This is a genomic window from Streptomyces sp. NRRL B-3229 (genome assembly GCF_000719505.1).
Classification (GTDB): Bacteria; Actinomycetota; Actinomycetes; order Streptomycetales; family Streptomycetaceae; genus Streptomyces; species Streptomyces griseorubiginosus.
Genome location: NZ_JOGP01000006.1, coordinates 327,249 through 353,313 on the forward strand (window position 1 = coordinate 327,249; position 26,065 = coordinate 353,313).

At 70.3% G+C, this 26,065-nt stretch carries 27 protein-coding genes and 4 tRNA genes; 7 read left to right on the forward strand and 24 right to left on the reverse strand.

Translation table 11 applies throughout. The annotated features are described in order from the left end of the window. Window positions 1-77 precede the first annotated feature (77 nt). Window positions 78-365, reverse strand: a complete 288-nt coding sequence (secE, locus tag IF54_RS0111755) for a preprotein translocase subunit SecE (RefSeq protein WP_020135829.1) — start codon at window positions 363-365, stop codon at window positions 78-80. 110 nt (window positions 366-475) lie between these two features. Further along, window positions 476-548 (reverse strand) — tRNA-Trp (locus tag IF54_RS0111760). Window positions 549-796: 248 nt separating this feature from the next. Between IF54_RS0111760 and IF54_RS0111765 the strand changes: the two genes are divergently transcribed. Continuing rightward, window positions 797-2,023, forward strand: coding sequence for a pyridoxal phosphate-dependent aminotransferase (locus tag IF54_RS0111765; RefSeq protein WP_030317338.1), 1,227 nt, complete (start codon window positions 797-799; stop codon window positions 2,021-2,023). A 119-nt stretch (window positions 2,024-2,142) separates the two neighbouring features. Further along, window positions 2,143-3,183, forward strand: a complete 1,041-nt coding sequence (locus IF54_RS0111770) for an adenosine deaminase (RefSeq protein WP_030317340.1) — start codon at window positions 2,143-2,145, stop codon at window positions 3,181-3,183. Between the two features lie 12 nt (window positions 3,184-3,195). On the opposite strand, the gene IF54_RS0111775 is transcribed toward IF54_RS0111770, so the two are convergent. From IF54_RS0111775 to IF54_RS0111815, 9 genes are all read right to left on the reverse strand, one after another. Then, window positions 3,196-3,867 (reverse strand): hypothetical protein, encoded by a 672-nt coding sequence (locus tag IF54_RS0111775; protein WP_030317342.1) that lies wholly within the window; start codon window positions 3,865-3,867, stop codon window positions 3,196-3,198. Between the two features lie 103 nt (window positions 3,868-3,970). Beyond that, window positions 3,971-5,026: a UDP-N-acetylmuramate dehydrogenase gene (locus tag IF54_RS0111780; RefSeq protein WP_030317344.1), complete on the reverse strand. Its 1,056-nt coding sequence runs from the start codon at window positions 5,024-5,026 to the stop codon at window positions 3,971-3,973. A gap of 510 nt (window positions 5,027-5,536) precedes the next feature. Next, on the reverse strand, window positions 5,537-6,997 hold the full coding sequence (locus tag IF54_RS0111785) for an MFS transporter (RefSeq protein WP_030317345.1): 1,461 nt from the start codon (window positions 6,995-6,997) through the stop codon (window positions 5,537-5,539). Between the two features lie 87 nt (window positions 6,998-7,084). Beyond that, window positions 7,085-7,654 (reverse strand): TetR/AcrR family transcriptional regulator, encoded by a 570-nt coding sequence (locus tag IF54_RS0111790; RefSeq protein ID WP_030317351.1) that lies wholly within the window; start codon window positions 7,652-7,654, stop codon window positions 7,085-7,087. A gap of 175 nt (window positions 7,655-7,829) precedes the next feature. Further along, on the reverse strand, window positions 7,830-8,258 hold the full coding sequence (locus tag IF54_RS0111795) for a MaoC family dehydratase (protein WP_030317354.1): 429 nt from the start codon (window positions 8,256-8,258) through the stop codon (window positions 7,830-7,832). Window positions 8,259-8,266: 8 nt separating this feature from the next. After that, window positions 8,267-8,719 carry a MaoC family dehydratase N-terminal domain-containing protein gene (locus tag IF54_RS0111800; protein ID WP_030317355.1) on the reverse strand — a complete coding sequence of 151 codons (453 nt, stop codon included), beginning with the start codon at window positions 8,717-8,719 and terminating at the stop codon, window positions 8,267-8,269. Window positions 8,720-8,821: 102 nt separating this feature from the next. After that, window positions 8,822-8,986, reverse strand: coding sequence for a 50S ribosomal protein L33 (rpmG, locus tag IF54_RS0111805; protein WP_018834916.1), 165 nt, complete (start codon window positions 8,984-8,986; stop codon window positions 8,822-8,824). A gap of 90 nt (window positions 8,987-9,076) precedes the next feature. Further along, window positions 9,077-9,149, reverse strand: a tRNA-Met gene (locus IF54_RS0111810). Window positions 9,150-9,195: 46 nt separating this feature from the next. After that, window positions 9,196-9,268 (reverse strand) — tRNA-Thr (locus IF54_RS0111815). A 255-nt stretch (window positions 9,269-9,523) separates the two neighbouring features. On the opposite strand from IF54_RS0111815, the gene IF54_RS0111820 reads away from it, so the two are divergent. Both IF54_RS0111820 and IF54_RS0111825 read left to right on the forward strand, forming a co-directional pair. Then, entirely contained in the window at window positions 9,524-10,816 is a 1,293-nt protein-coding gene (locus tag IF54_RS0111820; protein ID WP_030317360.1) for a hydrolase, read from the forward strand. A 151-nt stretch (window positions 10,817-10,967) separates the two neighbouring features. Next, window positions 10,968-11,624, forward strand: coding sequence for an SDR family oxidoreductase (locus IF54_RS0111825; protein ID WP_030317363.1), 657 nt, complete (start codon window positions 10,968-10,970; stop codon window positions 11,622-11,624). Window positions 11,625-11,642: 18 nt separating this feature from the next. On the opposite strand, the gene IF54_RS43320 is transcribed toward IF54_RS0111825, so the two are convergent. After that, window positions 11,643-11,855 carry a hypothetical protein gene (locus IF54_RS43320; protein ID WP_078616641.1) on the reverse strand — a complete coding sequence of 71 codons (213 nt, stop codon included), beginning with the start codon at window positions 11,853-11,855 and terminating at the stop codon, window positions 11,643-11,645. Window positions 11,856-12,171: 316 nt separating this feature from the next. On the opposite strand from IF54_RS43320, the gene IF54_RS0111830 reads away from it, so the two are divergent. Further along, the gene (locus IF54_RS0111830) at window positions 12,172-12,711 is read left to right on the forward strand and encodes a hypothetical protein (RefSeq protein ID WP_030317365.1); all 540 of its coding nucleotides are present in this window, start codon (window positions 12,172-12,174) and stop codon (window positions 12,709-12,711) included. Window positions 12,712-12,826: 115 nt separating this feature from the next. On the opposite strand, the gene IF54_RS0111835 is transcribed toward IF54_RS0111830, so the two are convergent. Then, window positions 12,827-12,908: transfer RNA gene (locus IF54_RS0111835), tRNA-Tyr, on the reverse strand. A gap of 235 nt (window positions 12,909-13,143) precedes the next feature. Between IF54_RS0111835 and IF54_RS0111840 the strand changes: the two genes are divergently transcribed. After that, on the forward strand, window positions 13,144-13,632 hold the full coding sequence (locus IF54_RS0111840) for a YajQ family cyclic di-GMP-binding protein (RefSeq protein ID WP_007384029.1): 489 nt from the start codon (window positions 13,144-13,146) through the stop codon (window positions 13,630-13,632). A 138-nt stretch (window positions 13,633-13,770) separates the two neighbouring features. Here IF54_RS0111840 and IF54_RS0111845 read toward each other — a convergent pair whose 3' ends face one another. After that, window positions 13,771-14,037: a GlsB/YeaQ/YmgE family stress response membrane protein gene (locus IF54_RS0111845; RefSeq protein WP_020135873.1), complete on the reverse strand. Its 267-nt coding sequence runs from the start codon at window positions 14,035-14,037 to the stop codon at window positions 13,771-13,773. Between the two features lie 139 nt (window positions 14,038-14,176). On the opposite strand from IF54_RS0111845, the gene IF54_RS0111850 reads away from it, so the two are divergent. Beyond that, window positions 14,177-15,490 (forward strand): APC family permease, encoded by a 1,314-nt coding sequence (locus IF54_RS0111850; protein ID WP_030317369.1) that lies wholly within the window; start codon window positions 14,177-14,179, stop codon window positions 15,488-15,490. 170 nt (window positions 15,491-15,660) lie between these two features. Here IF54_RS0111850 and IF54_RS0111855 read toward each other — a convergent pair whose 3' ends face one another. The 10 genes from IF54_RS0111855 to IF54_RS0111900 form a co-directional block, all read right to left on the reverse strand. Beyond that, window positions 15,661-16,230: an SMI1/KNR4 family protein gene (locus IF54_RS0111855; protein ID WP_030317371.1), complete on the reverse strand. Its 570-nt coding sequence runs from the start codon at window positions 16,228-16,230 to the stop codon at window positions 15,661-15,663. 143 nt (window positions 16,231-16,373) lie between these two features. Beyond that, complete coding sequence (locus IF54_RS0111860) at window positions 16,374-16,766, reverse strand: YccF domain-containing protein (RefSeq protein WP_030317372.1); 393 nt, start codon at window positions 16,764-16,766, stop codon at window positions 16,374-16,376. After that, complete coding sequence (gene htpX, locus IF54_RS0111865) at window positions 16,763-17,626, reverse strand: zinc metalloprotease HtpX (protein WP_030317373.1); 864 nt, start codon at window positions 17,624-17,626, stop codon at window positions 16,763-16,765. The genes IF54_RS0111860 and htpX overlap by 4 nt, the downstream gene beginning before the upstream one ends. A gap of 239 nt (window positions 17,627-17,865) precedes the next feature. Beyond that, a complete protein-coding gene (locus IF54_RS0111870) occupies window positions 17,866-19,428 on the reverse strand; it encodes an NADH-quinone oxidoreductase subunit N (protein WP_030317374.1) in 1,563 nt (520 codons plus the stop codon). Further along, window positions 19,425-21,023 (reverse strand): NADH-quinone oxidoreductase subunit M, encoded by a 1,599-nt coding sequence (locus tag IF54_RS0111875; RefSeq protein WP_030317375.1) that lies wholly within the window; start codon window positions 21,021-21,023, stop codon window positions 19,425-19,427. The genes IF54_RS0111870 and IF54_RS0111875 overlap by 4 nt, the downstream gene beginning before the upstream one ends. A 6-nt stretch (window positions 21,024-21,029) precedes the next feature. After that, window positions 21,030-23,024 carry an NADH-quinone oxidoreductase subunit L gene (locus IF54_RS0111880; protein ID WP_030317376.1) on the reverse strand — a complete coding sequence of 665 codons (1,995 nt, stop codon included), beginning with the start codon at window positions 23,022-23,024 and terminating at the stop codon, window positions 21,030-21,032. After that, window positions 23,021-23,428, reverse strand: a complete 408-nt coding sequence (nuoK, locus tag IF54_RS0111885) for an NADH-quinone oxidoreductase subunit NuoK (RefSeq protein WP_030317377.1) — start codon at window positions 23,426-23,428, stop codon at window positions 23,021-23,023. The genes IF54_RS0111880 and nuoK overlap by 4 nt, the downstream gene beginning before the upstream one ends. Further along, a complete protein-coding gene (locus tag IF54_RS0111890) occupies window positions 23,428-24,264 on the reverse strand; it encodes an NADH-quinone oxidoreductase subunit J (protein WP_051735409.1) in 837 nt (278 codons plus the stop codon). The genes nuoK and IF54_RS0111890 overlap by 1 nt, the downstream gene beginning before the upstream one ends. Next, entirely contained in the window at window positions 24,261-25,049 is a 789-nt protein-coding gene (locus IF54_RS39555) for a NuoI/complex I 23 kDa subunit family protein (protein ID WP_078851940.1), read from the reverse strand. The genes IF54_RS0111890 and IF54_RS39555 overlap by 4 nt, the downstream gene beginning before the upstream one ends. 2 nt (window positions 25,050-25,051) lie before the next feature. Then, the gene (locus IF54_RS0111900; protein ID WP_030317380.1) at window positions 25,052-26,020 is read right to left on the reverse strand and encodes a complex I subunit 1/NuoH family protein; all 969 of its coding nucleotides are present in this window, start codon (window positions 26,018-26,020) and stop codon (window positions 25,052-25,054) included. Between the last annotated feature and the right edge of the window lie 45 nt (window positions 26,021-26,065).

Genomic DNA, 26,065 nt, shown 5'->3' on the forward strand with positions numbered 1-26,065 from the left:
GGCTGCTTCTTCCTGGATACAAGGGGTGGAACATGCGAAAAGGGGCGCCGGTAACCTCGGCGCCCTTCGCTCTGTGCTCAGCCGAATACGTACTTGGCGGCGTGGTTCAGTCCATAGTCAATCACGGTCACCAGACCGATCATGACGAGAACGAAGACGATCACCACGGTCGTGTACGTCGTCAGCTGGTTCCGCGTCGGCCAGACGACCTTGCGGAGTTCTGCGACGATCTGCCGGTAGAAGGTCCCCAGACGCTTCAGCGGGCCCTTCTTGGCACGCTTGCCGCCCTTGCGGGCCTTCTTCTGGGTCTCCGGCGCTTCGTCCTGGGCGCCAGGCGTGTCGATGGAGCCCACGGCGTCCGCCATTCGTCCTCACCTGTTCCCGGGTCGTGGCCGTGCCGCGCCCGGTTGGAGCCGCACGGCGGTGCATTGCTGTACGTACATGCGCACACATCCTGGCGAAGGTGTGTGTGTTGCAGGGCCGGAGGGACTTGAACCCCCAACCGCCGGTTTTGGAGACCGGTGCTCTACCAATTGAGCTACGACCCTTTGTGTGCCCCCCAACGTACCGCATCCAACCAGGTGCTCGGTGTGCACCTGCCGGGGCGGCTGCTGAAGGCCAACGAGGTGTGAGTGTACGTGGTCCGCGGCCCTCCGTCGAACAGAAAGCGCCCGTACGGGCCTTGGGGACGGAAGATCGCCCAGCGTGCGGTCCGAATCCGGACGGTTGTTCAACCGATGTTCAGTCTGTGAAACCCGTGTGCCGGGGGAGTTTCCGGTCTGGAACGATGGGTCCCATGAGCGCTGCAACCCCTCCCACCGAGCGCCGGGTCTCCGCCCGAGTCGGCGCGATCTCCGAGTCCGCCACCCTCGCCGTGGACGCCAAGGCCAAGGCCCTCAAGGCCGCCGGGCGTCCGGTGATCGGCTTCGGCGCCGGTGAGCCGGACTTCCCGACCCCGGACTACATCGTCCAGGCCGCGATCGAGGCCTGCTCGAACCCGAAGTACCACCGCTACACGCCGGCCGGCGGCCTCCCCGAGCTGAAGACCGCGATCGCCGCGAAGACGCTGCGGGACTCCGGTTACGAGGTCGACCCGTCCCAGATCCTGGTGACCAACGGCGGCAAGCAGGCGATCTACGAGGCCTTCGCCGCGATCCTCGACCCGGGCGACGAGGTCATCGTCCCGGCGCCGTACTGGACGACCTACCCGGAGTCGATCCGGCTGGCCGGCGGTGTCCCGGTGGAGGTGGTCGCCGACGAGACGACCGGCTACCGGGTCTCCGTCGAGCAGCTGGAGGCGGCCCGCACCGAGAAGACCAAGGTCGTCCTCTTCGTCTCCCCCTCCAACCCGACCGGCGCGGTCTACAGCCAGGCCGACGCGGAGGCCATCGGCCGCTGGGCCGTCGAGCACGGCCTGTGGGTGCTGACCGACGAGATCTACGAGCACCTCGTCTACGGCGACGCGAAGTTCACCTCGCTGCCCGCGCTCCTGCCCGAACTGCGCGACAAGTGCATCGTCGTCAACGGTGTCGCCAAGACGTACGCCATGACGGGCTGGCGGGTCGGCTGGATCATCGGCCCGAAGGACGTCGTCAAGGCCGCGACCAACCTCCAGTCGCACGCCACCTCCAACGTGTCGAACGTCGCCCAGGTCGCCGCCCTCGCCGCGGTCTCCGGCAACCTCGACGCGGTGGCGGAGATGCGCACGGCCTTCGACCGCCGGCGCAAGACGATCGTCCGCATGCTCAACGAGATCGACGGCGTCCTCTGCCCGGAGCCCGAGGGCGCCTTCTACGCCTATCCGTCGGTCAAGGAGCTGCTCGGCAAGGAGATCCGCGGCAAGCGCCCGCAGGACTCGGTCAAGCTGGCCGCGCTGATCCTGGAGGAGGCCGAGGTCGCGGTCGTCCCGGGCGAGGCCTTCGGCACGCCGGGCTACCTGCGGCTGTCGTACGCGCTGGGTGACGAGGATCTCGTCGAGGGCGTCAGCCGGATCCAGAAGCTGCTGGCGGAGGCGCGGGACTGAGATCGCTGCACAGGGGACCAGCTGCTCACGCGAGTGGCTGGTCCCTTTTTTTGTGCGAGCAAGACCACTAAAGGGGAAAGCGGTACCGGGACGCCCGTGACGTACGGCAGGATCGGCGAATGGAGCGTGTACGTGATGTCTCTGAGCTGCCGAAAGCCCATCTGCATCTGCACTTCACCGGCTCGATGCGCCCGGGGACGGTTCTGGAACTGGCCGACAAGTACGGGGTACGACTGCCCGAGGCGCTGGTCGACGCACTGACCAGCGGGGAACCGCCGAGGCTGCGGGCCACCGACGAGCGGGGCTGGTTCCGGTTCCAGCGGCTGTACGACGCCGCCCGCTCGTGCGTCAGGGAGCCCGAGGACATCCGGCGGCTGGTGCGGGAGGCCGCGGAGGAGGACGTGCGCGACGGCTCGGGGTGGCTGGAGATCCAGGTCGACCCCACGTCGTACGCGCCCCGGCTCGGGGGGCTGATCCCGGCGCTGGAGATCATCCTGGACGCGGTGGAGACGACCTCGCGGGAGACCGGGCTCGGGATGCGGGTGCTGGTGGCCGCGAACCGCATGAAGCACCCGCTGGACGCGCGCACACTGGCCCGGCTCGCGGTGCGGTACGCGGAGCGGGGCGTGGTCGGCTTCGGCCTGTCGAACGACGAACGCCGGGGCATGGCAAGGGACTTCGACCGCGCCTTCCACATCGCACGGGAAGGCGGTCTCCTCTCGGCACCGCACGGCGGTGAGCTGACCGGCCCCTCGTCGGTACGGGACTGCCTGGACGACCTGGACGCCAACCGGATCGGGCACGGGGTGCGCGCGGCGGAGGACCCGCGGCTGCTGAAGCGGCTGGCGGACCGGCAGGTGACGTGCGAGGTGTGTCCGGCGTCGAACGTGGCGCTCGGTGTCTACGAGAAGCCGGAGGACGTGCCGCTGCGGACACTGTTCGAGGCGGGGGTGCCGATGGCGCTGGGCGCCGACGACCCCCTGCTGTTCGGTTCACGGCTGGCCGCGCAGTACGAGATCGCCCGGCGGTACCACGGCTTCACGGACCCGGAACTCGCGGAACTGGCCCGCCAGTCGATCCGCGCCTCGGCGGCACCGGAGGACGTGAAGGCGAAGCTGTTGTCGGGGGTGGACGACTGGCTCGGTCACCCGGACGCCTAGGGGCGACGCGGCTCAGGCACCGGGCCTTTTGAAGTGGGCGTAGGGCGGATAGGCCTTGAAGCAGACCATCACCTCGTAGGGATGTCCGCCGCCGGGCGGCTGCGTCAGGCCCGCGATCCCGGAGACCAGGGCCGAGTACCCCTGGGCGACACGTTCCTGCCGCGGACCCCAGCCCGCCGCGTGGGCGAGGGCCATGGCCGACTCGGCGAAGACGTCCCGGCTGCCGAAGAGGAAGAACGTCCGCGCGTGCGTGGTGTGCCGCAGGTGGTCCCGGAAGTCCGCGCGCCCCCAGCGCCGGCGCCAGCCGACGGCGTCCCGCTCGGTGCGGGCCTCGTCGGTCCGTACGGACAGGGGGCAGCCGGCCGTGAGGGCGTGCCGCAGCTCGGGCCACTTGCTGGGGCGCAGTCCGTACGAGTGGTGCGACAGGACCAGATCGACCCGCTGCCCCCATCCCTCGTCGGGCGGGACCCCGTCCCGCAGCGGTATGTGGACGACGGTGTGGCGTGAGTACGCGGCGAAGGAGAACAGGCCTGCGAGCCGGTTCAGTCCGTCGTGGTCGCCGAGGATCATGCCGACCGGTTCCGGGGCGGTCAGCGAGGTGTGGCGCAGGGTGTCGCGGGGCTGGACGACGCGGTGTTCTCGGGGGCCGGTGCGGGGTCTGAACTCGGTGAGGTTCAGCCGCATACGGGGGTCCTGGTCGGCATGTGTCCAGGGTGGTCGTCGGGGGCGGGTACCGACAACCGGGTTTCCGCCGCGTCCTTGCCCTAGAGGCTGCCGCGTCCTTGCCCTACAGGCTGACGCCCACCGTCACCGGCTCGTTGACCAGGGTGATCCCGAAGGTGTCCCGTACGCCCGTCACGACCTCTCGGGCCAGGGCGAGGAGGTCCTCCGTGGTCGCGTCACCCCGGTTGGTGAGGGCCAGGGTGTGTTTCGTGGAGATACGGGCGGGGCCGTTGCCGTAGCCCTTGGTGAAGCCGGCCTTGTCGATCAGCCAGGCCGCGGAGGTCTTGGTGTGGCCGTCGCCCGCGGGGTAGGCGGGGGGTTCGGCGTCCGCGCCCAAGTGCTGCTTCACGCGCGCGTGGAACTCGGCGAACTGGGTGTCCGTGAGGATCGGGTTGGTGAAGAAGGAGCCGGCCGACCAGGTGTCGTGGTCGTCGGGGTCCAGGACCATGCCCTTGCCCGCGCGCAGCTTGAGGACGCTCTCGCGGGCGTCGGCGAGGGGGACGCGGTCGCCCGGTTCCACGCCGAGGGTGCGGGCGGTCTCGGCGTACTTGATGGGCGCGGAGAGACCGTCGGCGTCTTGCAGCTCGAAGTGGACGCGCAGGACGACGTACCGGGTCGGGTCTTCCTTGAAACGGCTGTGGCGGTAGGAGAAGGCGCACTCGTCGTTGGTGAGGGTGACGGTCTCTCCGGTGCGGCGGTCGTAGGCGATGACCTCGGAGATGGTGGAGGACACTTCCTGGCCGTAGGCGCCGACGTTCTGGATGGGGGTCGCGCCTGCGGAGCCGGGGATGCCGGCGAGGCACTCGATGCCGGCGAGTCCGGCGTCGACGGTGCGGGCGACTGCGTCGGTCCATACCTCGCCGGCGGCGAGTTCCAGGTGGGTGCCGGAGAGTTCGAAGCCCTGGGTGCCGATGACGAGAGCGGTGCCCTCGAATCCCTTGTCCCCGATGACGAGGTTGGAGCCGCCGCCGATGACGAGGAGGGGGGTGCGGGTGCGGTCGGCCTCACGGACGACTTCGATCACCTCGGCGTCGGTCGTCGCGGTGACGAGGCGGGTGGCGGGGCCGCCCAGACGGAAGGTGGTGAGGGGGGCGAGGGGGGCGTCGTGTCGTTCCTGCACGCGGTACAGGGTACGGGGGTGGGGGTGGTTGGTTGTCTGCGGCTGGGTGGGGGCGGGCGTTTTGCGCAGTTCCCCGCGCCCCTGAAATGCCTGCGGCGGCCCGTCCGGCTTCGGTGGGGGCGTGCGTAGCGCGTGCGGCCCGGTGGGTGGGTCGGTGCCGGGGTGGGGGGTGTCCGTCCTCGGTCCGGCGGCTCGGTCTCTTTTCACAGGGCCCGGTTCCGGACGCCGGCCGCTGCGGGCGGGCGCGCGGCTGACGGTCAGGTGGGCGGGCGCGAGCGGCGAATGGGTCCGGTGGGGGCGGGCGCGGCTGCTGAGGTTTCGTCCTGGCGCACGTGACCAAGGGCTCTGTTGCGGCGTACGTGACTGCAACCCCCTAGGGGCGCGGGGAACTGCGCGACCAGCCACGACGGCCCGCAACCGCCCACGAACCGTACCCGGCAGCTCAGTAGGCGCCCCGCTCAAGCGAAACGGCCCCGCCCTCCCCCGGACGGGACCGTCGGCACCACTAAGTCAGCTCACCGTCTCCAACTCCCGCGCCCCCTCAGACGCCCCTCGCACCACATCCGCCGCAACCGCCCCCCGCGAGGGAATCAGCAGCGCCGCCACCCCCGCGGCCGCCACCACCGCCGCTCCCGTGACCAGCGCCGGCTGGAGGCCGTCCACGAAGGACTGGCCGGTCTCGTAGCCGCCCTGCGCGGAGAAGATCGACGCCATGACGGCGATTCCCAGCGCCCCGCCCACCTCACGCAGCGCGTTGTTGGCTCCGGACGCGATCCCCTGCTCAGAGGCGCGCACGCTCGACATGACCAGGTTGGACGCGGGGGCGAAGAACAGGCCCATGCCGATGCCGCTGAGGATGAGACCGGGCAGCTGCGAGCCGTAGGACGCGTCGACGGTGACCACGGAGGCCATGTAGGCGAGGCCCGCCGCCTGGAAGAAGAGCCCCGTGGCGACGACGGGGCGCCCGCCGATGCGGTCGGAGAGGATCCCGGCGATCGGCGCGACGAGCATCGGCATGCCGGTCCAGGGCAGCATCCGCAGCCCCGCCTCGGTGGGCGAGTAGCCGAGGACGCCCTGCATGTACTGGCTGAGCAGGAAGATCGAGCCGAACATGCCGAGGAACATCAGGAGGCTGGCCGCGTTGATGCCGGAGAAGGCCCGGGAGCGGAACAGCCGCATGGGGAGCATGGGGTTCTTGGCCCGCGTGCTGTAGAGGACGAAGGCCGCGAGCAGGGCCGCGCCGGCGAACAGCGCCAGCAGGACCAGCGCGTCGGTCCAGCCGTCGGACGGGCCGCGGACCAGGCCGTAGACGACACCGAAGAGACCGCCGCTGGCGAGCAGCGTGCCGGGGATGTCGAGGCGTGCGCCGGTGCCGTGGGACTCGGCGAGGCGGAGGCGGGCCAGGGGCAGCAGGACGAGGCCGAGCGGGACGTTCAGCCAGAAGATCCACTGCCAGGAGACGTGCTCGGTGAGGCTGCCGCCGATCAGCGGGCCGGAGGCGACGGCGAGTCCGTTGACGGCGCCCCAGATGCCGTACGCCATTCCACGCCGGGCGGCGGGCACGGCCGCGGTGAGGAGGGTCAGCGTGAGGGGCATCATGATCGCCGCTCCGACGCCCTGGACCGCGCGGGCGGCGATGAGGGAGTCGATGCCGGGGGCCAGGGCCGCCGCGGTCGAGGCCCCGGTGAAGATCGCGATGCCGACGAGGAAGAGGCGACGGCGGCCGAAGCGGTCGCCGAGTGCCGCGCCGGTCATCAGCAGGACGGCGAAGGTGAGCGTGTAGGCGCTGACGGTCCATTCGAGGTCGTGCAGCGCTCCGCCGAGGTCCTCGCGGATGGAGGGCAGGGCGGTGGTGACGACGAGGTTGTCGAGGGCCGCCATGAATCCGGCGACGCTGGTGATGACGAGGGCCCAGACGGCTCCCCCGCGGCGTGCGGTCGGCAGGGCCTGCTCTCGCTCTTGCTGTGACATCGCTCCTCCAGCGAGCTCAGTTTGATTAGTTATTGATTACTAAGTTTCGCGATCATGAAAAGGCGCCGTTGACGCTTTCTCCCGAGCTCATTTCTCCAGCCGGCCCGTGACCCGCGCGGACGGGTAGAGCCCTTCCCATACCCGGTGCTGGGGTGGGAACCCCATCGCCACCAGGCAGTTGATCAGCATTCCGTACGACAGGAAGGTCGTCGTCTCCTCGACGTCGGCGCCGAGCGGCAGGTGGACGGTGTCCCACAGCCGCATCCAGCCGGTCCGCACCGCCTCGCCGAACTCGTGGTCGCCCTCCTGCTCGGCGGCGCCCACTGCGACGTACATCTGCATCTGCATCAGGAGCCGCTCGGGGTGCTCCGTGATGACCCGGGTGTACGCGTCCGCCATGGCATGCAGGGCTTCTTCGCCCTCCAGGCCCTTGGACGCCTCCTCGAAGGTACGGATGGTGTCCTCCACGCAGCGCTCCGCCGCCGCCAGGAAGATCGCCTTCTTGCCAGGGAAGAGCCGGAAGAGATACGGCTGCGAGACCTCGACCCGCTTGGCGATCGCCTCGGTCGAGGTGCCGTGGTAGCCGCCGCGGGCGAACTCGATCATCGCCGCACGGATGACGCTCTCGCGCCTCTCTTCTGCACTCATCCTGGCCATGCGGGTAAGTTAGTACTCAATCACTAACTTGGCAAGGGCTGGACAGGGCAGGGGATGTAAGGAGCGCCCCACCATGGAGGGCGCTCCTTACATCGGCACCTGGGTCACCGCCACCGGGTCACGCGCAGTCATCGCCACCGGTTCACGCGGCACATCGGCAGTTGGCGGCCGGGCCTCAGGCCAGTCGTACGACCGCTCGCGACATGCCCAGGACCTTCTGGCCGGCGCTGGTCGCGGTGAGGTCGACGCGGACCGTGTTGTCGTCGAGCTTGGCGGCGACCTTGGCGCTGACCTCGATCGTGGCGCCCTGGTCGTCGTTGGGGACGACGACGGGCTTGGTGAAGCGGACGCCGTACTCGACGACCGCGCCCGGGTCGCCGGTCCAGTCGGTCACCACACGGATCGCCTCGGCCATGGTGAACATGCCGTGCGCGATGACGTCCGGCAGCCCGACCTCCTTGGCGAACTTCTCGTTCCAGTGGATGGGGTTGAAGTCCCCGGAAGCGCCCGCGTACTGGACGAGAGTGGCACGGGTCACGGGAAAGGACTGGGCAGGCAGCTCGGTGCCGACCTCGACGTCGCCGTATGCGATCTTCGCCGTCATGTTCCTCGTCACGCCCCCTCGGCCGCGCGGGCGACCAGCTTGGTCCACGCGGTCACGACGTGCTCGCCCGCCTCGTCGTGGACCTCACCGCGGATGTCGATGATGTCGTTGCCCGCCATGGACTTGATCGCCTCGATGGTGGAGGTGACGGTGAGGCGGTCGCCGGCCCTGACCGGGCGGACGTAGGCGAACTTCTGGTCGCCGTGCACCACGCGGCTGTAGTCCAGGCCGAGCTGCGGGTCCTGGACGACCTGTCCGGCCGCCCTGAAGGTGATGGAGAAGACAAAGGTCGGCGGGGCGATCACATCGGGGTGGCCGAGCGCCTTGGCGGCTTCCGGGTCCGTGTACGCGGGGTTGGTGTCCCCCACCGCCTCGGCGAACTCGCGGATCTTCTCCCGGCCCACCTCGTAGGGGTCGGTGGGCGGGTAGCTCCGCCCCACGAAGGACTGGTCGAGCGCCATGGGCTCGGCACCTCCTGCTTGCTCTACTGGCCGGTACGGGGTCCCTCAACGACGCGAGGCCGCCCCCGATTTCTCGGGGACGGCCTCGCGTACGAGCCTGATTTATCGCGTTTCGCGGTGCGCGGTGTGCGCGTTGCAACGCGGGCAGTGCTTCTTCATCTCCATACGATCCGGGTTGTTACGCCGGTTCTTCTTGGTGATGTAGTTCCGCTCCTTGCACTCCACGCAGGCCAGCGTGATCTTCGGGCGGACGTCGGTGGCAGCCACGTGAGTGCTCCTTGACGAACGGATGGGACAGGTTTAACGCATAGAAGAGTAGCCGATCGAAGGACCGACCCCACAATCGGCTACTGTCTGTAGCGGTGACCGGACTTGAACCGGTGACACAGCGATTATGAGCCGCTTGCTCTACCGACTGAGCTACACCGCTGTGATGCGATCCGTTCCCGCCTTACGACGGGAACCTCACACACCAGAGCCCCAATACGGAATCGAACCGTAGACCTTCTCCTTACCATGGAGACGCTCTGCCGACTGAGCTATTGGGGCGAGCGATGAAGACATTACACGGTCCGCAGCCGTTCGCCCAAATCCGTTTCGTGGCGCCCCGGGTGCCTTGATCCACGGCCTTCCCGAAGGCCTCTGGAGCCTCTCCGGCACGGCGGACCACACCGGTACGACTATTGCGCTCCTCCCGGTGACGGCGGCGGCGCCGCCCTAGGCTCGACTCACTCTGCGTGATCTTGCGTCCCTTGCGCGGTTCCGGCGGCTCCGGGCAGCGCAGCCCCGAGCCCCTGGAGCGCGATGCCCGACAGCCAGCCGCAGCCGCACCACTCCTCGTCGTCCTGGTCGGGTGCCCCCTCGTCGGGCGGACCGGACGCAGCCGGCCTCTTGTTGTGCGGGGCGCGGCTCACCGACGGCCGGACCGTGGACGTGCGGCTGGGCGGCGGGTGCATCGAGGCGGTCGGTACGGCCGGGAGCCTGGCCGCGGGCGGGCCACGCGCGCGTGGGGCGCGTGTGGACCTCACCGGCTATCTGCTGCTGCCGGCCCCCGCCGAACCGCACGCCCACGGCGACACCGCCCTGTCGGCCGACGTCGAGGGACCGCTCTCGTACGACCCCCACGACGTCCAGCGCCGGGCCACCGAGGCCGCCCTGCTCCAGCTCGGACACGGCGCGACCGCGCTCAGGGCCCATGTGCGCGTGGGGGACGTCCAGGGGCTGAGCGCACTGGCGGCCGTGCTCCAGGCACGGCGTTCGCTGCGCGGGCTCGCCGAGCTGACGGCGGTGGCGATGCCGCGGGTGCTGACCGGGGCGGCCGGGGCCGAGGGGCTGGCGATGCTGCGGGACGCGCTGAAGATGGGCGCGTCGGTGGTGGGCGGCTGCCCGGACCTCGACCCCGATCCGACGGGCTACGCGGAGGCGGTCCTGGAGGTGGCCTCGGAGTACGGCTGCGCCGTCGACCTGCACACCGACGCCGCCGACCCGGCCCGCCTGGCCCGCCTCGCCGCGATGGCCGGCGGACTGCGGCCCGGTGTGACCCTCGGCCCCTGCGCGGGTCTCGACCGGCTGCCCGCCGAGGTGGTGTCCCGGACCGCCGACCAGCTCGCGGCGGCCGGGGTGGCGGTGGTGTGCCTGCCGCAGGGCGGCTGCGCCGGCGTCGACCGGAGGGACACGACGGCCACGGCGGCCGCGGCTCCGGTACGGCTGCTGCGGGCGGCCGGGGTCCGGGTGGCGGCCGGAAGCGGTGCGCTGCGGGACGTCTCGAACCCGGTGGGGCGCGGTGACCCCCTGGAGGCCGCGTATCAGCTCGCCTCCCGGCACGGGCTGCGGCCCGAGGACGCCTACGACACGGTGAGCGGCTCAGCGCGGGCCGTCCTCGGGCTGCCCGAGGTGCGCGTGGAGGCGGGATTCCCGGCCGAGCTGCTCGCGGTACGCGGCGACCGCCTGGCCGGCGCGCTCTCCCTCGCGTACAGCCGGATCGTGGTGCACAGGGGGCGCGTGGTGGCACGGACAAGCGCGGTACGGGAGTACTGCAACTCGGCGGGGACAGCGGAGTCGGGGCTGCCTCGGCAGGGGCGGGGGGAGGTGCCGTAGCGGTCGCGGGACGTGGAGACGCAGGCCGCGCCTGGGCGCCACGAGGTGCCTGAGCGGTCGCCTGAGCGGTCGCCGAGCGGTCGGCCGCAGCGGGTCCGTGTCCGCCGGACGGCACAGGCGGATGCGGCTGTTGGGGCGTACGGTCGAAGACATGCGCATTGTCATCGCTGGTGGACATGGTCAGATCGCGCTGCGGCTGGAGCGGCTGCTCGCCGCGCGCGGAGACGAGGTCGCGGGGATCATCCGCCGCGCGGAACAGGGCGACGACCTTCGGGACGCCGGCGCCGAACCGGTCGTGCTGGACCTGGAGTCGGCCTCGGTCGAGGAGGTCGCGGCTTCGTTGCGAGGCGCCGACGGAGCGGTCTTCGCGGCGGGCGCGGGCCCCGGCAGCGGAGTGGCTCGCAAGGACACGGTGGACAAGGCCGCGGCGGTGCTGTTCGCGGACGCGGCGGTACGGGCGGGCGTACGGCGCTTCGTGATCGTGTCGTCCATGGGCGCCGACCCGCACCACGAGGGCGACGAGATCTTCGACGTGTACCTGCGCGCCAAGGGTGAGGCGGACGCCCATGTGAGCGGCCTGCACGCCCTGGACTGGACGATCCTGCGCCCGGGCGCCCTCACGGACGACCCCGGCAAGGGCCTCGTACGGCTGGAGGCGCACACCGGGCGGGGTCCGGTCCCGCGCGACGACGTGGCCGCCGTACTCGCGGAACTGCTGGACACACCCGCGACGGCCGGGCTGACGCTGGAACTGATCAGCGGTTCCACGCCGGTGTCGGTGGCGGTCAAGTCGGTGGCGGGCAACTGAGGTTGACTGGGGAGGCGTTCAGAACAGCGGGAGCTGGCCGGGGACCACGGGGACCGTGTACCCGTCCAACGACGGCTGTGCCGCTCCGAGTTCCGCCTGTCTACGGGAACCCGGGCAGGAGACCAGCTGACCTCTTTCGCGGGCTCCGGGCGGATCGTGCCGTGCGAAGCGACCGGCGACGACCGCGATCTCTCGACGGCACTCGGGGCAGAGCCTGCGACGACTGGACATGCAGTCAGTGTGCCCCGGACGAGCGGGGATCGTGCGTCTGGGACCGCGGGCGGGTCGGAGGATCCGGGGTCTTGGGCGGTCGAAGGGCCGGGGACCGTGGGCGGTCTGAGCACCTGGACCGTGGGCGCGCGGAGGGTTAAGGGGGTGTGGGCGGGCGGAGGGTTCGGGGACCGTGGGCGGGCGGAGGGTTCGGGGCGTGCCGACGGACTCGACCGGCACTGCCCCACCCGCTCGCTCCCCTCGCCCCAATAGGCCATCCCCGAAGGGGTATTCGGAAACGACAGCGGTAACCGTCGATTCCGAGGAGGTACGTGCCGTGCGCTCCTTCAAGCGCTGGCTCGACCGCAGTCTGGCCGCACAGGCGGTCTTGATCTTTCTTGTGTGCGTGGGCGTCACGGCCCTGATCCGCTGGGACCGGGACCCGGTGCTGTGGGTGGTGCGAGCGGCGCTCTACACCGCCATCGCCGTGACGATCGTCGCCGTACAGCGCCGCAGGGCCCGCCGCGCGGCAGGCACCGACGCACGCGGACTCGCCGAACTGGGCCGCCGGATCCGCCATCGCGAGGTGCCGACCGACCCCGGGGAACGGGCGGCCATGCGCAAGCTGGTGGACGACCAGCAGCAACGGCTCGAACGCAGCGCCCGCTGGCTGCCGTACTGGCTGGGCCTCATGGGTCTGGCCGCGGCCGCGCTGCTCGCCCTGGGAGCGGTCACCGGCTCGCTGGTCTTCCCGCTCGTCTTCACCCTGGGCACGGCAGCTTTCTGCCTCTGGATCCTCTGGATGCGCCGCCGCACGATGGAGCGTTACGGCTACATGCGCTCGGCCTTGCGGGAAGAACACGAACACGTGTCCTGATCCGGCGCCCCGCCCCGCCCCACCCCGGTGAGGCAAATCACCTCGTACCCCAGCACACGAAGAGACCCCCTCCGCTCTGCGTTTCCGCAGTTCGGAGGGGGTCTCTTTCTCAGCGTGGCGGCGCCAGGATTCGAACCTGGGAAGGCTGAGCCGGCAGATTTACAGTCTGCTCCCTTTGGCCGCTCGGGCACACCGCCGGGGATGCTGCACTTCGAACCGTCTTTCGGCGGTGCTCCGTGGCAACGACGTAAACAATACCCGATGCCCAGGGGTGCTTCGCCACCCGATTGATCTGCGCCCGCGGGGCGTGGGGTGACTAGGCTTGGGCGGATGCGGCCCGGGTCCACGACGGGCTCGGCGCCCGCCCCCACGTACGCCGATACGCATCCGTACGCACGCAGACACGCACCCCGATACAAGGAGCCACAGGACATGGCCGACTCCAGTTTCGACATCGTCTCGAAGGTCGAGCGGCAGGAGGTCGACAACGCCCTCAACCAGGCCGCCAAGGAGATCTCCCAGCGCTACGACTTCAAGGGCGTGGGTGCCTCGATCTCGTGGTCCGGCGACAAGATCCTGATGGAGGCGAACTCCGAGGACCGGGTCAACGCGGTCCTCGACGTCTTCCAGTCCAAGCTGATCAAGCGTGGGATCTCGCTGAAGGCGCTCGACGCGGGCGAGCCGCAGCTCTCCGGCAAGGAGTACAAGATCTTCGCGTCGATCGAGGAGGGCATCTCCCAGGACAACGCGAAGAAGGTCGCGAAGATCATTCGTGACGAGGGTCCGAAGGGTGTGAAGGCCCAGGTGCAGGGCGACGAGCTGCGGGTCAGCTCGAAGAGCCGCGACGACCTTCAGTCCGTCATCGCCCTGCTGAAGGGCAAGGACTTCGACTTCGCGATCCAGTTCGTGAACTACCGGTGAGCCACTGAGCCACCAGGCCGCTGAACCGACGGCTTCTCGGCTTCACGGCTTCGGCTTCACGGCTTCGGCTTCACGAGGAAGGGTGGGCGCCTGGCCGGTGCCCACCCTTCTCGCCTGCTGGCTGCGGTTCGGGGTGACTCAGTCGCGGGAGTTGCCGAACAGGAGGCGGTAGGCGATCAGGAGAACGAGTGAGCCGCCGATCGCGGCCGCCCAGGTGGCGCCGTCGAAGAAGTCCTTCGAGATCGGGTGGTCCAGCCAACGGGCCGATATCCAGCCGCCGATGAACGCGCCCGCGACTCCGATGAGTGTCGTCCCGAGGATGCCGCCCGGGTCGCGCCCCGGCAGCAGGAACTTGGCGATGGCTCCGGCCAACAGCCCGAGGATGATCCAGCCGATGATGCTCATGCCCTGAACCTGCCCTTCCCGCGCTGTGCCCGCACGGTCCGAGGACTGTGATCTACGTCCCGGCGAACCATGCGGATCCTGCCGAAGAGGACGTCAGGGCCACACTCCGCGGTTGCATTCGGTCAGTAGGGTGCGGCTCATGACGCAATCCGCTGCCGAACTGCGGCGCACCCTGGGGGTGACCGACGCCGTCGTGATCGGGCTCGGTTCGATGATCGGCGCCGGCATCTTCGCCGCCCTCGGTCCGGCTGCCGGGGCCGCCGGTTCCGGGCTGCTGCTCGGACTCGCCGTCGCCGCCGTGGTCGCCTACTGCAACGCCACGTCCTCGGCTCGGCTGGCCGCCCTGTACCCCGCCTCGGGCGGCACGTATGTGTACGGACGCGAACGGCTCGGCCCGTTCTGGGGCTACCTCGCGGGCTGGTCGTTCGTGGTCGGGAAGACGGCCTCCTGCGCGGCGATGGCTCTGACGGTGGGGGCGTACGTCTGGCCGGGACAGGCTCATGCCGTGGCCGTCGCGGCCGTGGTGGCACTGACCGCGGTGAACTACGGCGGCATCCAGAAGTCCGCCTGGCTGACCCGGGTGATCGTGGCGGTGGTCCTCGCTGTCCTCGCCTCCGTCGTGGTCGTGTGTCTGGGGTCGGGCGCGTCCGAGGCCGGGCGGCTGGACGTGGGGGCCTCCGGCGGCGCGGGCGGGGTGCTGCAAGCTGCCGGCCTGCTGTTCTTCGCGTTCGCGGGTTACGCGCGCATCGCAACCCTCGGCGAGGAGGTACGGGATCCCGCGCGCACCATCCCCCGCGCGATCCCCCTGGCCCTGGGCATCACGCTGGTCGTCTACGCGGCGGTGGCGGTGGCTGTCCTTTCCGTGCTCGGTGCCGATGCTCTGGGACGTGCGGGTGCGCCGCTGGTCGAGGCGGTGCGGGCGGCCGGGGTGCCGGGGCTCGCGCCGGTGGTGCGGGTCGGTGCCGCCGTGGCCGCGCTCGGCTCGCTGCTCGCCCTGATCCTGGGTGTCTCACGGACGACGCTGGCCATGGCACGGGACGGACATCTGCCCCGCGCGCTGTCCGCCGTCCACCCCCGTTTCCAGGTGCCGCACCGGGCTGAGGCGGCCGTGGGTGCGGTGGTCGCGGTCCTCGCCGCCACGGTGGACGTGCGGGGCGCGATCGGGTTCTCCTCCTTCGGTGTGCTGGCGTACTACGCCGTGGCCAACGCATCGGCGTGGACGCTGGGTTCGCCTTCGAGATCGGGATCGGGATCGTCTGCGGGTTCGGCTTCGGATGCAGGTTCGGGTTCGGGTGGGGGTTGGGGTTCGGTGGCTCGGGTCGTTCCGGCGGTGGGTCTCCTCGGGTGCGGGGTGCTGGCGTTCGCGCTGCCGGCGGTTTCGGTGGTTGTGGGGGCGGGAGTACTGGGCGTCGGGGCGGTCGCGTACGGCGTACGGAAGTGGCGGACGCGGTAGGGGGAAGCAGCGGCGTACGTGGGGCGGCTCCGTCGGGGCAGTGCGGCTGACAGTTCGGCCGTGGTGCGTGCCCTACCGGGGGCCGGGCGTGGCCCGCGCGGCCTGTTGTCAACCCCGCCCGAGTCGCACTCGCCGCACCGCGGCGTGCGGCGTCGGGGTCCCCTGTGTCGTCAGGACGCCTGAACTGACCGGCTCGTGCGTATTCGGAACTCCGCCCAAGGGGTCATCTCCAGTTCCTCGTTCATCTCCTCGTACCAGCCCGTGCCGTCGACCCACGCTCGCAGCCAGTCGGCGAGGGTGGCGCTGTCGACGAACCAGGAGTGCTCGCAGTCGCCCGCGTTGGGCTCGAAGAGCAGAACCGGGGCTCCCTCGGTGTGGCAGTCCACGCACGCGTACATCGCGCAGCCCCAGTGGGATATGGGCAGGACGCCTTCGGGCCAGGGCCAGTCGGGGTCCTTGCGGCCGCTCTTGCGGTTGGCGAGGTACTGCACGACAGCCGCGGGCTCGCCGGCCGGCGGGCTGTCGAGAAGGGTCAACAGCCCGTACTCCGGGCCGAATCCACCGTCTCCTATGTGCAGGTAGAGATCCGCGAGCAGCGGGGGCAGGCGGAAGCCCAGCGCGGCCTCGGCGCGGCTCAGGGTGGCCGCGTCCACCGGCTCGGGGAGGGAAGCCCAGCCCCACGGACGGGTGTTGCGGGCCTTGTCCGCCACCCGCGCCAGCAACTGCTCGCTCTCGGTCATGCATTCATGATGCAGGGCGGCACCGACAGTCGGGCGGGCCTGTGGACAACCATCGACCTGTGGACAACTACCGGTCCGACTCGGCCTGGCGGTCGTACGACAGCAGGACGTACTTCGGTGCCCCTACTCCCCCGGCCCGCCCGTCAGCGGGCCGCGAACGGTACGTCCGTGGGGACGATCTCCCGGCCCAGAGGGAAGAGGGACACGGGGATCAGCTTGAAGTTGGCGATGCCGAACGGGATTCCGATGATCGTCAGGCAGAGGACGAGTCCGGTGGCGATGTGGCCCAGGGCGAGCCACCAGCCCGCGAGGACCAGCCACAGGACGTTGCCCAGGCAGGAGGGCGCGCCCGCGTCCCGGCGCTCGATCGTGGTGTACCCGAAGGGCCACAGGGCGTAGACGCCGATACGGAAGGCGGCCACCCCGAACGGGATGCCGATGATCGTGATGCAGAGCAGCACACCCGCGGCCAGGTATCCGAGGAAGAGCCAGAAGCCGCTCAGGATGAGCCAGATGACGTTCAGGATGGTTTTCACTGGGGGCGACCTGCCATCTTCTCGAGCCGGGCGATGCGCTCCGCCATCGGCGGGTGCGTCGAGAACATCTTGGACAGTCCCTGGCCAGGGCGGAAGGGGTTCGCGATCATCATGTGACTCGCGGTCTCGATGCGTGGTTCCGGGGGCAACGGCAGCTGCTGGGTGCCCATTTCGAGCTTGCGCAGGGCGCTGGCGAGCGCGAGGGGGTCGCCGGTGAGCTGGACTCCGGAGGCGTCCGCCTCGTACTCCCTGGAGCGGCTGATCGCCAGCTGGATGAGGCTGGCCGCCAGCGGCCCGAGAATCATGATCAGCAACATGCCGAGCAGGCCCGGGCCGTCGTCGTCGTCGGAACGGCCGACCGGGATCAGCCAGGCGAAGTTGACCAGGAACATGATCACGGAGGCGAGCGCGCCGGCGACCGACGAGATCAGGATGTCGCGGTTGTAGACATGGCTGAGCTCATGGCCGATGACACCGCGCAGTTCGCGCTCGTCCAGGATCCGCAGAATGCCGTCGGTGCAGCACACCGCGGCGTTGCGCGGGTTGCGGCCGGTCGCGAAGGCGTTGGGTGCCTCCGTCGGCGAGATGTACAGGCGCGGCATGGGCTGGCGGGCCTGGGTGGAGAGGTCGCGGACCATGCGGTACAGGGCCGGCGCCTCGAACTCGCTCACCGGACGAGCGCGCATCGCGCGTAGAGCCAGCTTGTCGCTGTTCCAGTACGCGTACGCGTTGGTGCCCAGCGCGATCAGGACCGCCACGATCAGCCCCATGCGGCCGAAGAAGCTGCCGATGACGATGATGAGTGCGGACAGCCCCCCGAGGAGGACTGCGGTCCTGAGCCCGTTGTGCCGGCGGTGCACGGTGCGCCCTCCAAGTGGTGCCGCAGAGGAACCTTTGCTTACTGGTCTCCGATGTCTTCCGAGCCACTGGTCCGTGGTGTCACGTCCAGTGGACCCTTCCGTTCTCCTCAACGCCAGGCGGAGGCCACGAGTTCCCTGGTGGGCGTGGAGGCCCAGGTGGGCCGTCCGGGTGACGGGTCGGGAGACAGGTCGGGGTTCGGGTTCCGGGAGGGCGACGGCTCGCTTCTGTGCCGGTGGCTTCAGAAGAGGCCGGTGTCGGTGAAGCGCAGCACCAATTGGGGTGCGCCGGAGAGGGCGAGACCGAGGACGCCGGTCAGGGCGAGCGCTGCGGTCAGGGGGGCGGGAACGCGGTGCGCGGCCGGTGCGCCCTCGGGGGCCCGGAACAGCTGGGTCGTCCACTGGAGGTAGTAGAACAGCGCGATCACGACGTTGACGGCCATGACCACGGCGAGCCAGCCGAGTCCCGCGTCCACGGCCGCCGAGAAGACGGTGACCTTGGCGAACAGGCCGATGATCCCCGGTGGCAACCCGGCAAGGCAGAGCAGGAAGAACGCCAGGAGGAGGGCAGCGAGGGGGTTGGACGCGTAGAGGCCGCGGTAGTCGGAGAGGCGGTTCGCGGTCCTCGTACGGCCCACCAGCGCGGCCACCGCGAAGGCGCCGAGGTTCACGGCGGCGTACATGAGGGCGTAGGCGACGGTGGAGCCCACGGACCGCTCGGCATCGTCGGAGTACGCGGCCGCGGCGATCGGGACGAGGAGGTAGCCGGCCTGGCCGACCGAGGACCAGGCGAGCAGTCGTACCGCGCTGTACGCGCGCGTGGCCTGCTGCCGCAATGCGCCCAGATTGCCGACGGTCATGGTGAGGGCGGCCAGCGCGGCGAGTGCAGGGCCCCAGACGTCGGCGTACGACGGCAGGGCCACGACGGTGATGAGGATCAGGCCGGAGAAACCGACCGCCTTGCCGACGACCGACAAGTAGGCGGCGATCGGGAGGGGCGCGCCCACGTACGTGTCGGGCACCCAGAAGTGGAAGGGCACCGCGGCCGTCTTGAAGGCGAAGCCGACGAGGGTGAGGACGACGCCGGTCTGAGCGAGGGTGTGGAGCTGTCCGTCGACATGCTGGATGCGGTCGGCGACCTGAGTGAGGTACAGGGTGCCCGTCGAGGCGTACACGAAGCTGATGCCCATGAGGCTGACCGCGGTCGCGGTGACCGAGGACAGGAAGAACTTCAGGGCCGCTTCGGACGATTTGCTGTCGCCGTGCCGGATGCCTACGAGCGCGAAGGCGGGCAGGGAGGCGACCTCCAGGGCGACGATCAGGGTGGCCAGGTCGCGGGAGGCGGGCAGGAGGGCGGCGCCGGCCGCGGAGGAGAGCAGCAGGAACCAGTACTCCCCTTCGGGGAGCTGCTTGTCGGCGTCCTTGAGGGTGGTGACCGACAGGAGGGCCGCCAGAAGGGCGCCGCCGAGGACGAGGAACTGGATGACGAGTGTGAACCGGTCCACCGTGTAGCTGCACACGCGTGTGTCGCCGGTCAGGCAGAAGGTGCTGCGGTCAGCGTCCAGGAGGGGCAGCAGCAGGAGCGCGGCGGCGGCGAGGCCCGCCACCGACAGCCAGCCGAGCAGCGCCTTCTTCTGGTCGCCCACGAACAGGTCGGCGACCAGGACGACAAGCCCGACGACGGCAGCGAGGGTGGGGGGTGCGATGGCGAGCCAGTCGACGGACTGGACGAGGTTCGCGGCCATCGCGGCCGGCGACTCGGCCGTGGATGCCAATGGCTGGGCCACGGCGGCCAGGGTGCTCATCGTTTGCCTCCTGCGAGGAGCTGCTGCACGGCCGGGTCGGTCAGGCCCAGGAGGGCCTTCGGCCACAGGCCCGCTACGACGGTGAGGGCGACGAGTGGCGTCCATGCGGCGAACTCGTACGTGTGGACGTCGGCGAGCTGCGGGGCGTCCTGGGGTACGGCGCCCATGCAGACGCGGCGGACCACGACGAGCATGTACGCGGCCGTCAGGAGGGTGCCGAACGCGCCGATCGCCATGAAGGTGAGGAAGGCGGGGCGGCTGAGGTCGTCGGCGGGCTTGAACGCGCCGAACAGGGCCAGCATCTCGCCCCAGAACCCGGCGAGCCCGGGGAGCCCCAGCGAGGCGACCGCTCCGAAGGCCAGCAGGCCGCCGAGACGGGGGGCCTTGCCGTACAGGGCGGCGCCGGTGTCCTCGGCGAGGGTGTCGAGATCGGTGGTGCCCGTACGGTCCTTCAGCGCGCCGACCAGGAAGAACAGGAGTCCGGTGATGAGGCCGTGGGCGATGTTGGCGAACAGGGCGCCGTTCACGCCGGTCGGGGTCATGGTGGCGATGCCGAGGAGGACGAAGCCCATGTGGCCGACGGAGGAGTAGGCGATGAGGCGCTTGAGGTCGCCCTTCGCTCCTCTCTTGGCGAGGGCGAGGCAGGCCAGGGACCCGTAGATGATCCCCACCACGGCGAACGCGGCGAGGTACGGCGCGAACTCGCGGAAGCCGTCGGGTGCGACCGGCAGCAGAATGCGGACGAACCCGTACGTACCCATCTTCAGCAGGACACCGGCCAGCAGGACCGAGCCGACGGTGGGGGCGGCGGTGTGGGCGTCGGGCAGCCAGCTGTGCAACGGCCACATCGGGGTCTTGACCGCGAGCCCGATTCCGATCGCCAGAACGGCGATGACCTGCACGGATGTGGTCAGTGACCGGCCGTTGTCAGTGGCGAGTGCCACCATGTCGAATGTGCCCGCCCTGATCCCGATCAGGAGCAGGCCGAGCAGCATGACGACCGAACCGAGCAGGGTGTACAGGATGAAGCGCCAGGCGGCGGCCTGGCGTTCCGCGCCGCCCCAGCGGGCGATGAGGAAGTACATCGGGATGAGCACCGTCTCGAACGCGAGGAAGAACAGCAGCAGATCGAGGACGGCGAAGGTTGCGAGGGTGCCGGACTCGAGGACGAGCAGCAGCGCGACGAAGGCCTTCGGGGTCGGCCCCGAAGCCCGCCGCGTCAGCGGCTGATGTTGCTGCTTGAAGTAGGAGTAGAGCGCGCAGAGGAAGGTCAGCAGCGCGGTCAGGACCAGAAGGGGGAGGGAGATGCCGTCGATGCCGAGGTGGATGCGCACGTCGAGAGCAGGGATCCAGCCGATGTCGGTCGTGGCCTGCATCTTCGACGGATGGTCGTGGTCGAAGCCGAGCGCGAGGACGATCGCGGCGATGAGGATCACGCCGGTGACCGTGACGCCGTGCCGCAGCACCGCCTGCTCGGGCGACTTCCCCTTCAGTCCGGGCGGGGCGGGCAGCAGGGCCGTGACGGCGCCGAGGAGCGGACCGGCCACGATCAATGCCAGAAGGAACTGCATCACGGACTCGTTGATATCGATCACGCCTGCTCACGCTCCCGTGGCGACGAGGACGACGGCGACCGCGAGGACGACGGTGCCGGCGAGCAGCGCGCTCACATAGGTCTGGAGATTGCCGGTCTGGGCTCGCCGAACGGCGACGCCGAGCCAGCGGGGCAACGCGCCCGCGCCGCGCACGTACGTCTCGACGACCTCCCGGTCCAGGAACCGCACAAGGGTGGCTCCGGCCTGGACGGGGCGGACGAGGACGGCCGTGTAGAGGGCGTCCAGGTGGAAGCCGACGGCCGCGTGGCGGTGCAGGGGCCCCAGCAGCAGCCGTCCGGGGTCGGCGGGGTCGGACGCGTAGGCCACGTCCCCGTAGGCGGGCTCGTGCGTGGCGATGGCCTCGGCCTCGACCAGTCCGGCGTCGCCCTCGGGGTGGGCGGCGACCGCACCCAGCGGGACGCGGGCCGCGACCGCGCTGGTGTGGCGCCAGGCGGCGTAGGTGACCAGGCCGCCGATCAGGGCCACGCCCGTGCCGAGGACGGAGGTGGTGAGGGTCGGGGTGAGGTCGCGTCCGTCGAACCAGTCGGGCAGCACGCGGTAGGCGAAGGCGCCGAGGGCGAGGGAGGGGACTGCGAGAACCCACAGCACCACGTTCATCGTCAGCGGCTGGCGGCCGTGGTCGGGCGCTTCGGCGCCTCGCCCGTGGAAGGCCAGCAGCCACAGGCGGGTCGCGTACGCCGCGGTGAGCAGGGCTGTGATCAGGCCGGCGACCAGGGTGATCCAGCCGGCGGCGCCGGGGACGTGCTCGGTGTGGCCGGTGGCGACGTGCTCGGCGGCGCCGAGGACGGACTCCTTGGAGAAGAAGCCGCTGAAGGGCGGGATCGCGGCGAGCGCGAGGAGCGCCACGGTCATCGTCCAGAAGGCGTCGGGAATGCGGAGGCGCAGGTCCTTCATGCGGGACATGGCGGCCAGTGAGTTGGTGCCGGCCGCGTGGATGATCACGCCCGCCGCGAGGAACAGGAGCGCCTTGAAGGCGCCGTGGGACAGGAGGTGGAAGACGGCGGCGCCGCGGTCGCCGACGGCGAGGGCGCCGGTCATGTAGCCGAGCTGACCGATCGTCGAATAGGCGAGGACGCGCTTGATGTCGTCCTGGGCGAGCGCGGCGAGACCGGAGCCGAGCATCGTCACGGCGGCCATGACGGCGAGGACCACCATCGCGGCCCGGGAGGCCTCGAAGACCGGAAGAAGACGGGCGATGAAGTAGACACCGGCGGCGACCATCGTGGCGGCGTGGATGAGCGCGGAGACGGGCGTGGGGCCCGCCATCGCGTCGGGAAGCCAGGTGTGCAGCGGGAACTGCGCCGACTTGCCCGCCACGCCCGCCAGGAGGAGCAGGGCGATCAGGGTCGGGTGGTCGAGTCCGCCGTGCGCGACGGCGTCGAGGACCTTCGTGATCCGGAAGGACCCGGCGTCGGTGGCCAGCGCGAACAGGCCGATCAGGAAGGGGACGTCGCCGAGCTTGGTCACCAGAAAGGCCTTGAGGGAGGCGGCGCGGGCCTCGGGGGTCTCCCAGTAGTGGCCGACGAGGAAGTACGAGCAGATGCCCATGACCTCCCAGCCGACCAGCAGCACGATCAGGTCGCCGGAGTAGACGACGAGCAGCATCGCGGAGGTGAACAGGGAGACGAGAGCGGCGTACGAGGGGTAGCGCGGGTCGTCGCGCAGATAGCCCGTCGAGTAGATCTGCACGCAGGTGGCGACGAAGGCCACCAGGACGGCGACGAGGGCGGCGAAGCCGTCGATGTACAGGGCGAGTTCGATCGGGACCGAGCCGGTCGGGGTGAGTTCGGTGGCCGCGTTCACCGCCTGGTCCCCGCCCTGGCGTACGGCGACCACCGCCGCCAGCGCGAGGGCGGCCAGCGTCGGGACGACAGCGAGGGGGCGCACGAAGCCGGGGGCGGTGCGGCCCAGGAGCAGGCCGGCCGCGGCACCCAGGAACGGAAGGAGGGGGACGAGGACGGCGAGGGTGGTCGTGGTCACGCGGTGGCCTCAGCCTTCCCGGTCCGCCCGGTCTCCGCGGCCGTCTCGGCCGTGGGGGCGTCGTCGTCGGTGTCGTCGGGGCCGTGGCCCTCGGCGGTGTCGCGGAGCTTGTCGATGTCGGCGGTGCCGCGGTTGCGGTGGACGGCGAGGACGATCGCGAGGCCGATGCCGATCTCGGCTGCGGCGATGGCGATGGTGAACAGAGTCAGGGCCTGACCGGAGTGCAGGGTCTCCTCGGCGGCCTTGCTGAGCCAGACGTCGAAGGCGACCAGGTTCAGGTTGACGGCGTTGAGCATCAGCTCGACCGACATCAGGACGAGGATCGCGTTGCGGCGGGCGAGGACTCCGTAGAGGCCGGTGCAGAAGAGGAGGGCGGCGAGTACGGCGGGATAGGCGAGGTGCATCAGCGGGCGCCTTCCTGCCGGGCCGGGTTGGTTTCCTCGGCCGGGTTGGTTGCTTCGGCCGGCCCGGTTTCCTTGGTCGTCGACGCTGCTCCCCTGGCCGTCGGCTCGGCTCCCCTGGCCGTCGGCTCGGTTCCCGCCGCCGATCGGGTTGCCTCCGATCGCCCATTTCGCCCGATCGGGTGATTACGGGAATTCGGAGCGGATGGGGAACTACCGGTCGCGGCTCGGGAGTTCAGAGGAGGAGAGCTCGACTCCGCCTTCGCCTTGCGGGACAGGACGATCGCGCCGACCAGGGCCGCGAGGAGCAGGACGGAGAGGGCCTCGAAGGGGAGGACCCAGTTCTGGAAGAGGCTGGCGCCGGTGACCTCGGTGGAGCCGGCGGCGGGGCCGTCCAGGTCGATCCAGGTGGTGCGGAAGGCGTCGGCGACCACCCAGACCAGAGCCGTGGCCGCGGCGACGGCCACCACGAGGGCGGCCCAGCGGTTGCCGGAGTCGGCATCCGGAGAACGGCCGATGGGGGCCCTGGTGAGCATCAGACCGAACAGAAGGAGGACGACTACGGAACCGACGTAGATGAGGACCTGGACCCAGGCGATGAACTCGGCGGTGAGCAGGAGGTATTCGACGGCGAGACCGCCGAGGGCCACCACCAGCCACAGGGCCGCGTGCACCAGCTGCTTGGTGGTGACGGTGACGAGCGCGGCGCCGAAGGTGACCAGGCCGACGAGCAGGAAGGCGACCTCGACGCCGGTCGGGGAGAGGAAGCCGTGGGATGCGGCGGCGACTGTGGTGAGCGTGGGGTGCGCCGCCGTCGCGGTGGCTGAGGCGAGGGTCACGGGGCGTCTCCCTCAGGGGCGGTCGGCCCGGCGGGCGGCTGGGTCGGCGGCTCGGTCGGCCGGGGGCGCGGCTCGGCGGGCTCAGGCTTCGATCCGGCTTGGCCCGTCGGTCCGACTGGGTCCGTCGGTCCGGCTGGGTCCGTCGATCCGGCTGGGTCCGTCGGTCCGGGTTTTGGCCCAGCTGGGTCCATCGGGCCGGACTTGGGCCCAGCTGAGTCCTTCGGCTCGGCGTTGGATCCGGTCGGGTCCGCAGGCTCGGGCTGGGTCGTGGCCAGTTTTTCGGCGGTCTTGCGGGCGGCGGCGATCTCCTTCGGTTCCTCCGCGCCGGGGTCGAGGGCGGGTGGGGCCGGGACGGTCCACATCCACTCGCGGAGCTTGTCCCGCTCGTGGGTGAGGTCGCGGATGTCGGTCTCGGCGTACTCGAACTCGGGGGACCAGAACAGGGCGTCGAAAGGACACACCTCGATGCAGATACCGCAGTACATGCAGAGGGAGAAGTCGATGGCGAAACGGTCGAGGACGTTCCGGCTGCGTTCGCGGCCACCGGGAGTCGCGGCGGGGACCGTCTCCTTGTGGGAGTCGATGTAGATGCACCAGTCGGGGCACTCACGCGCGCACAGCATGCAGACCGTGCAGTTCTCCTCGAACAGGCCGATCACTCCGCGAGTGCGGGGCGGGAGGTCTGGCTGGGTGTCGGGGTACTGCTCGGTGACGGTCTTCTTCGTCATCGTGCGCAGGGTGACGGCCAGGCCCTTGGCGAGGCCGCTGCCAGGAATCGGGGCCATGGCTACTGGATCACCACCTTGACGATGCCGGTGAGGGCGATCTGGGCGAGGGAGAGGGGGACGAGGAGGGTCCAGGAGAGCTTCTGGAGCTGGTCCTCGCGCAGGCGGGGGTAGGTCACGCGAAGCCAGATGACGAGGAAGGCGAGCAGGGCTGTCTTGAGGAGGGTCCAGACCCAGCCGAGGCCGTCGGCGCCCCAGGGGCCGTGCCAGCCGCCCAGGAAGAGGACGGTGGTGAGGCCGCACAGGACGACGATTCCGGCGTACTCGGCGAGGAGGAACAGGGCGAAGCGGAGGCCGGTGTACTCGGTGTAGGCACCGAAGATGATCTCCGAGTCGGCGACGGGCATGTCGAAGGGAGGGCGCTGGAGTTCGGCGAGGCCGGCGATGAAGAAGACGACCGCGCCGACGATCTGCCAGGGCAGCCACCACCACTCGAAGGCGTCGAGGATGCCGGGAAGGGAGACGGTCCCGGCGGCCATCGCCACGGAGGCGGCGGTGAGCAGCATCGGGAGTTCGTAGGCGAGGAGCTGGGCGGCGGTGCGGAGGCCGCCGAGGAGGGAGAACTTGTTGGCGGAGGCCCAGCCGGCCATGAGGGAACCGAGGACGCCCACACCCATCACGGCGAGCACGAAGAAGACGCCCGCGTCGACGACCTCGCCGACGGCGCCCTCGCCGGGGCCGATCGGGATGGCGAGGAGGACGAGGAGGTAGGGCAGGAGGGCGACGGCGGGGGCGAGTTGGAAGATGCGGCGGTCCGCGCCCGCCGGGACGACGTCTTCCTTCTGGGCGAACTTGACGCCGTCCGCGACGAGTTGTGCCCAGCCGTGGAAGCCGCCGGCGTACATGGGGCCAAGGCGGCCCTGCATGTGGGCCATCACCTTGTGCTCGGTCTGGCCGATGATCAAGGGGAAGGTGAGGAAGACGACGAAGACGATCAGGAGTCGCAGGGCGACGTCGAGAGCGTCGTTCACTGCGGGCCTCCAGTGGGGTGCTCGGGGGTGTTTCGGGGGTGGGGG

Coding starts and splice junctions, on each gene's coding strand:
- secE (WP_020135829.1), bottom strand. CDS start 365: ATGGCGGACGCCGTGGGCTCCATCGACACGCCTGGCGCCCAGGACGAA.
- IF54_RS0111765 (WP_030317338.1), top strand. CDS start 797: ATGAGCGCTGCAACCCCTCCCACCGAGCGCCGGGTCTCCGCCCGAGTC.
- IF54_RS0111770 (WP_030317340.1), top strand. CDS start 2,143: ATGGAGCGTGTACGTGATGTCTCTGAGCTGCCGAAAGCCCATCTGCAT.
- IF54_RS0111775 (WP_030317342.1), bottom strand. CDS start 3,867: ATGCGGCTGAACCTCACCGAGTTCAGACCCCGCACCGGCCCCCGAGAA.
- IF54_RS0111785 (WP_030317345.1), bottom strand. CDS start 6,997: ATGTCACAGCAAGAGCGAGAGCAGGCCCTGCCGACCGCACGCCGCGGG.
- IF54_RS0111790 (WP_030317351.1), bottom strand. CDS start 7,654: ATGGCCAGGATGAGTGCAGAAGAGAGGCGCGAGAGCGTCATCCGTGCG.
- IF54_RS0111795 (WP_030317354.1), bottom strand. CDS start 8,258: ATGACGGCGAAGATCGCATACGGCGACGTCGAGGTCGGCACCGAGCTG.
- IF54_RS0111800 (WP_030317355.1), bottom strand. CDS start 8,719: ATGGCGCTCGACCAGTCCTTCGTGGGGCGGAGCTACCCGCCCACCGAC.
- IF54_RS0111820 (WP_030317360.1), top strand. CDS start 9,524: ATGCCCGACAGCCAGCCGCAGCCGCACCACTCCTCGTCGTCCTGGTCG.
- IF54_RS0111825 (WP_030317363.1), top strand. CDS start 10,968: ATGCGCATTGTCATCGCTGGTGGACATGGTCAGATCGCGCTGCGGCTG.
- IF54_RS43320 (WP_078616641.1), bottom strand. CDS start 11,855: ATGTCCAGTCGTCGCAGGCTCTGCCCCGAGTGCCGTCGAGAGATCGCG.
- IF54_RS0111840 (WP_007384029.1), top strand. CDS start 13,144: ATGGCCGACTCCAGTTTCGACATCGTCTCGAAGGTCGAGCGGCAGGAG.
- IF54_RS0111845 (WP_020135873.1), bottom strand. CDS start 14,037: ATGAGCATCATCGGCTGGATCATCCTCGGGCTGTTGGCCGGAGCCATC.
- IF54_RS0111850 (WP_030317369.1), top strand. CDS start 14,177: ATGACGCAATCCGCTGCCGAACTGCGGCGCACCCTGGGGGTGACCGAC.
- IF54_RS0111855 (WP_030317371.1), bottom strand. CDS start 16,230: ATGACCGAGAGCGAGCAGTTGCTGGCGCGGGTGGCGGACAAGGCCCGC.
- IF54_RS0111870 (WP_030317374.1), bottom strand. CDS start 19,428: ATGAGCACCCTGGCCGCCGTGGCCCAGCCATTGGCATCCACGGCCGAG.
- nuoK (WP_030317377.1), bottom strand. CDS start 23,428: ATGCACCTCGCCTATCCCGCCGTACTCGCCGCCCTCCTCTTCTGCACC.
- IF54_RS39555 (WP_078851940.1), bottom strand. CDS start 25,049: ATGGCCCCGATTCCTGGCAGCGGCCTCGCCAAGGGCCTGGCCGTCACC.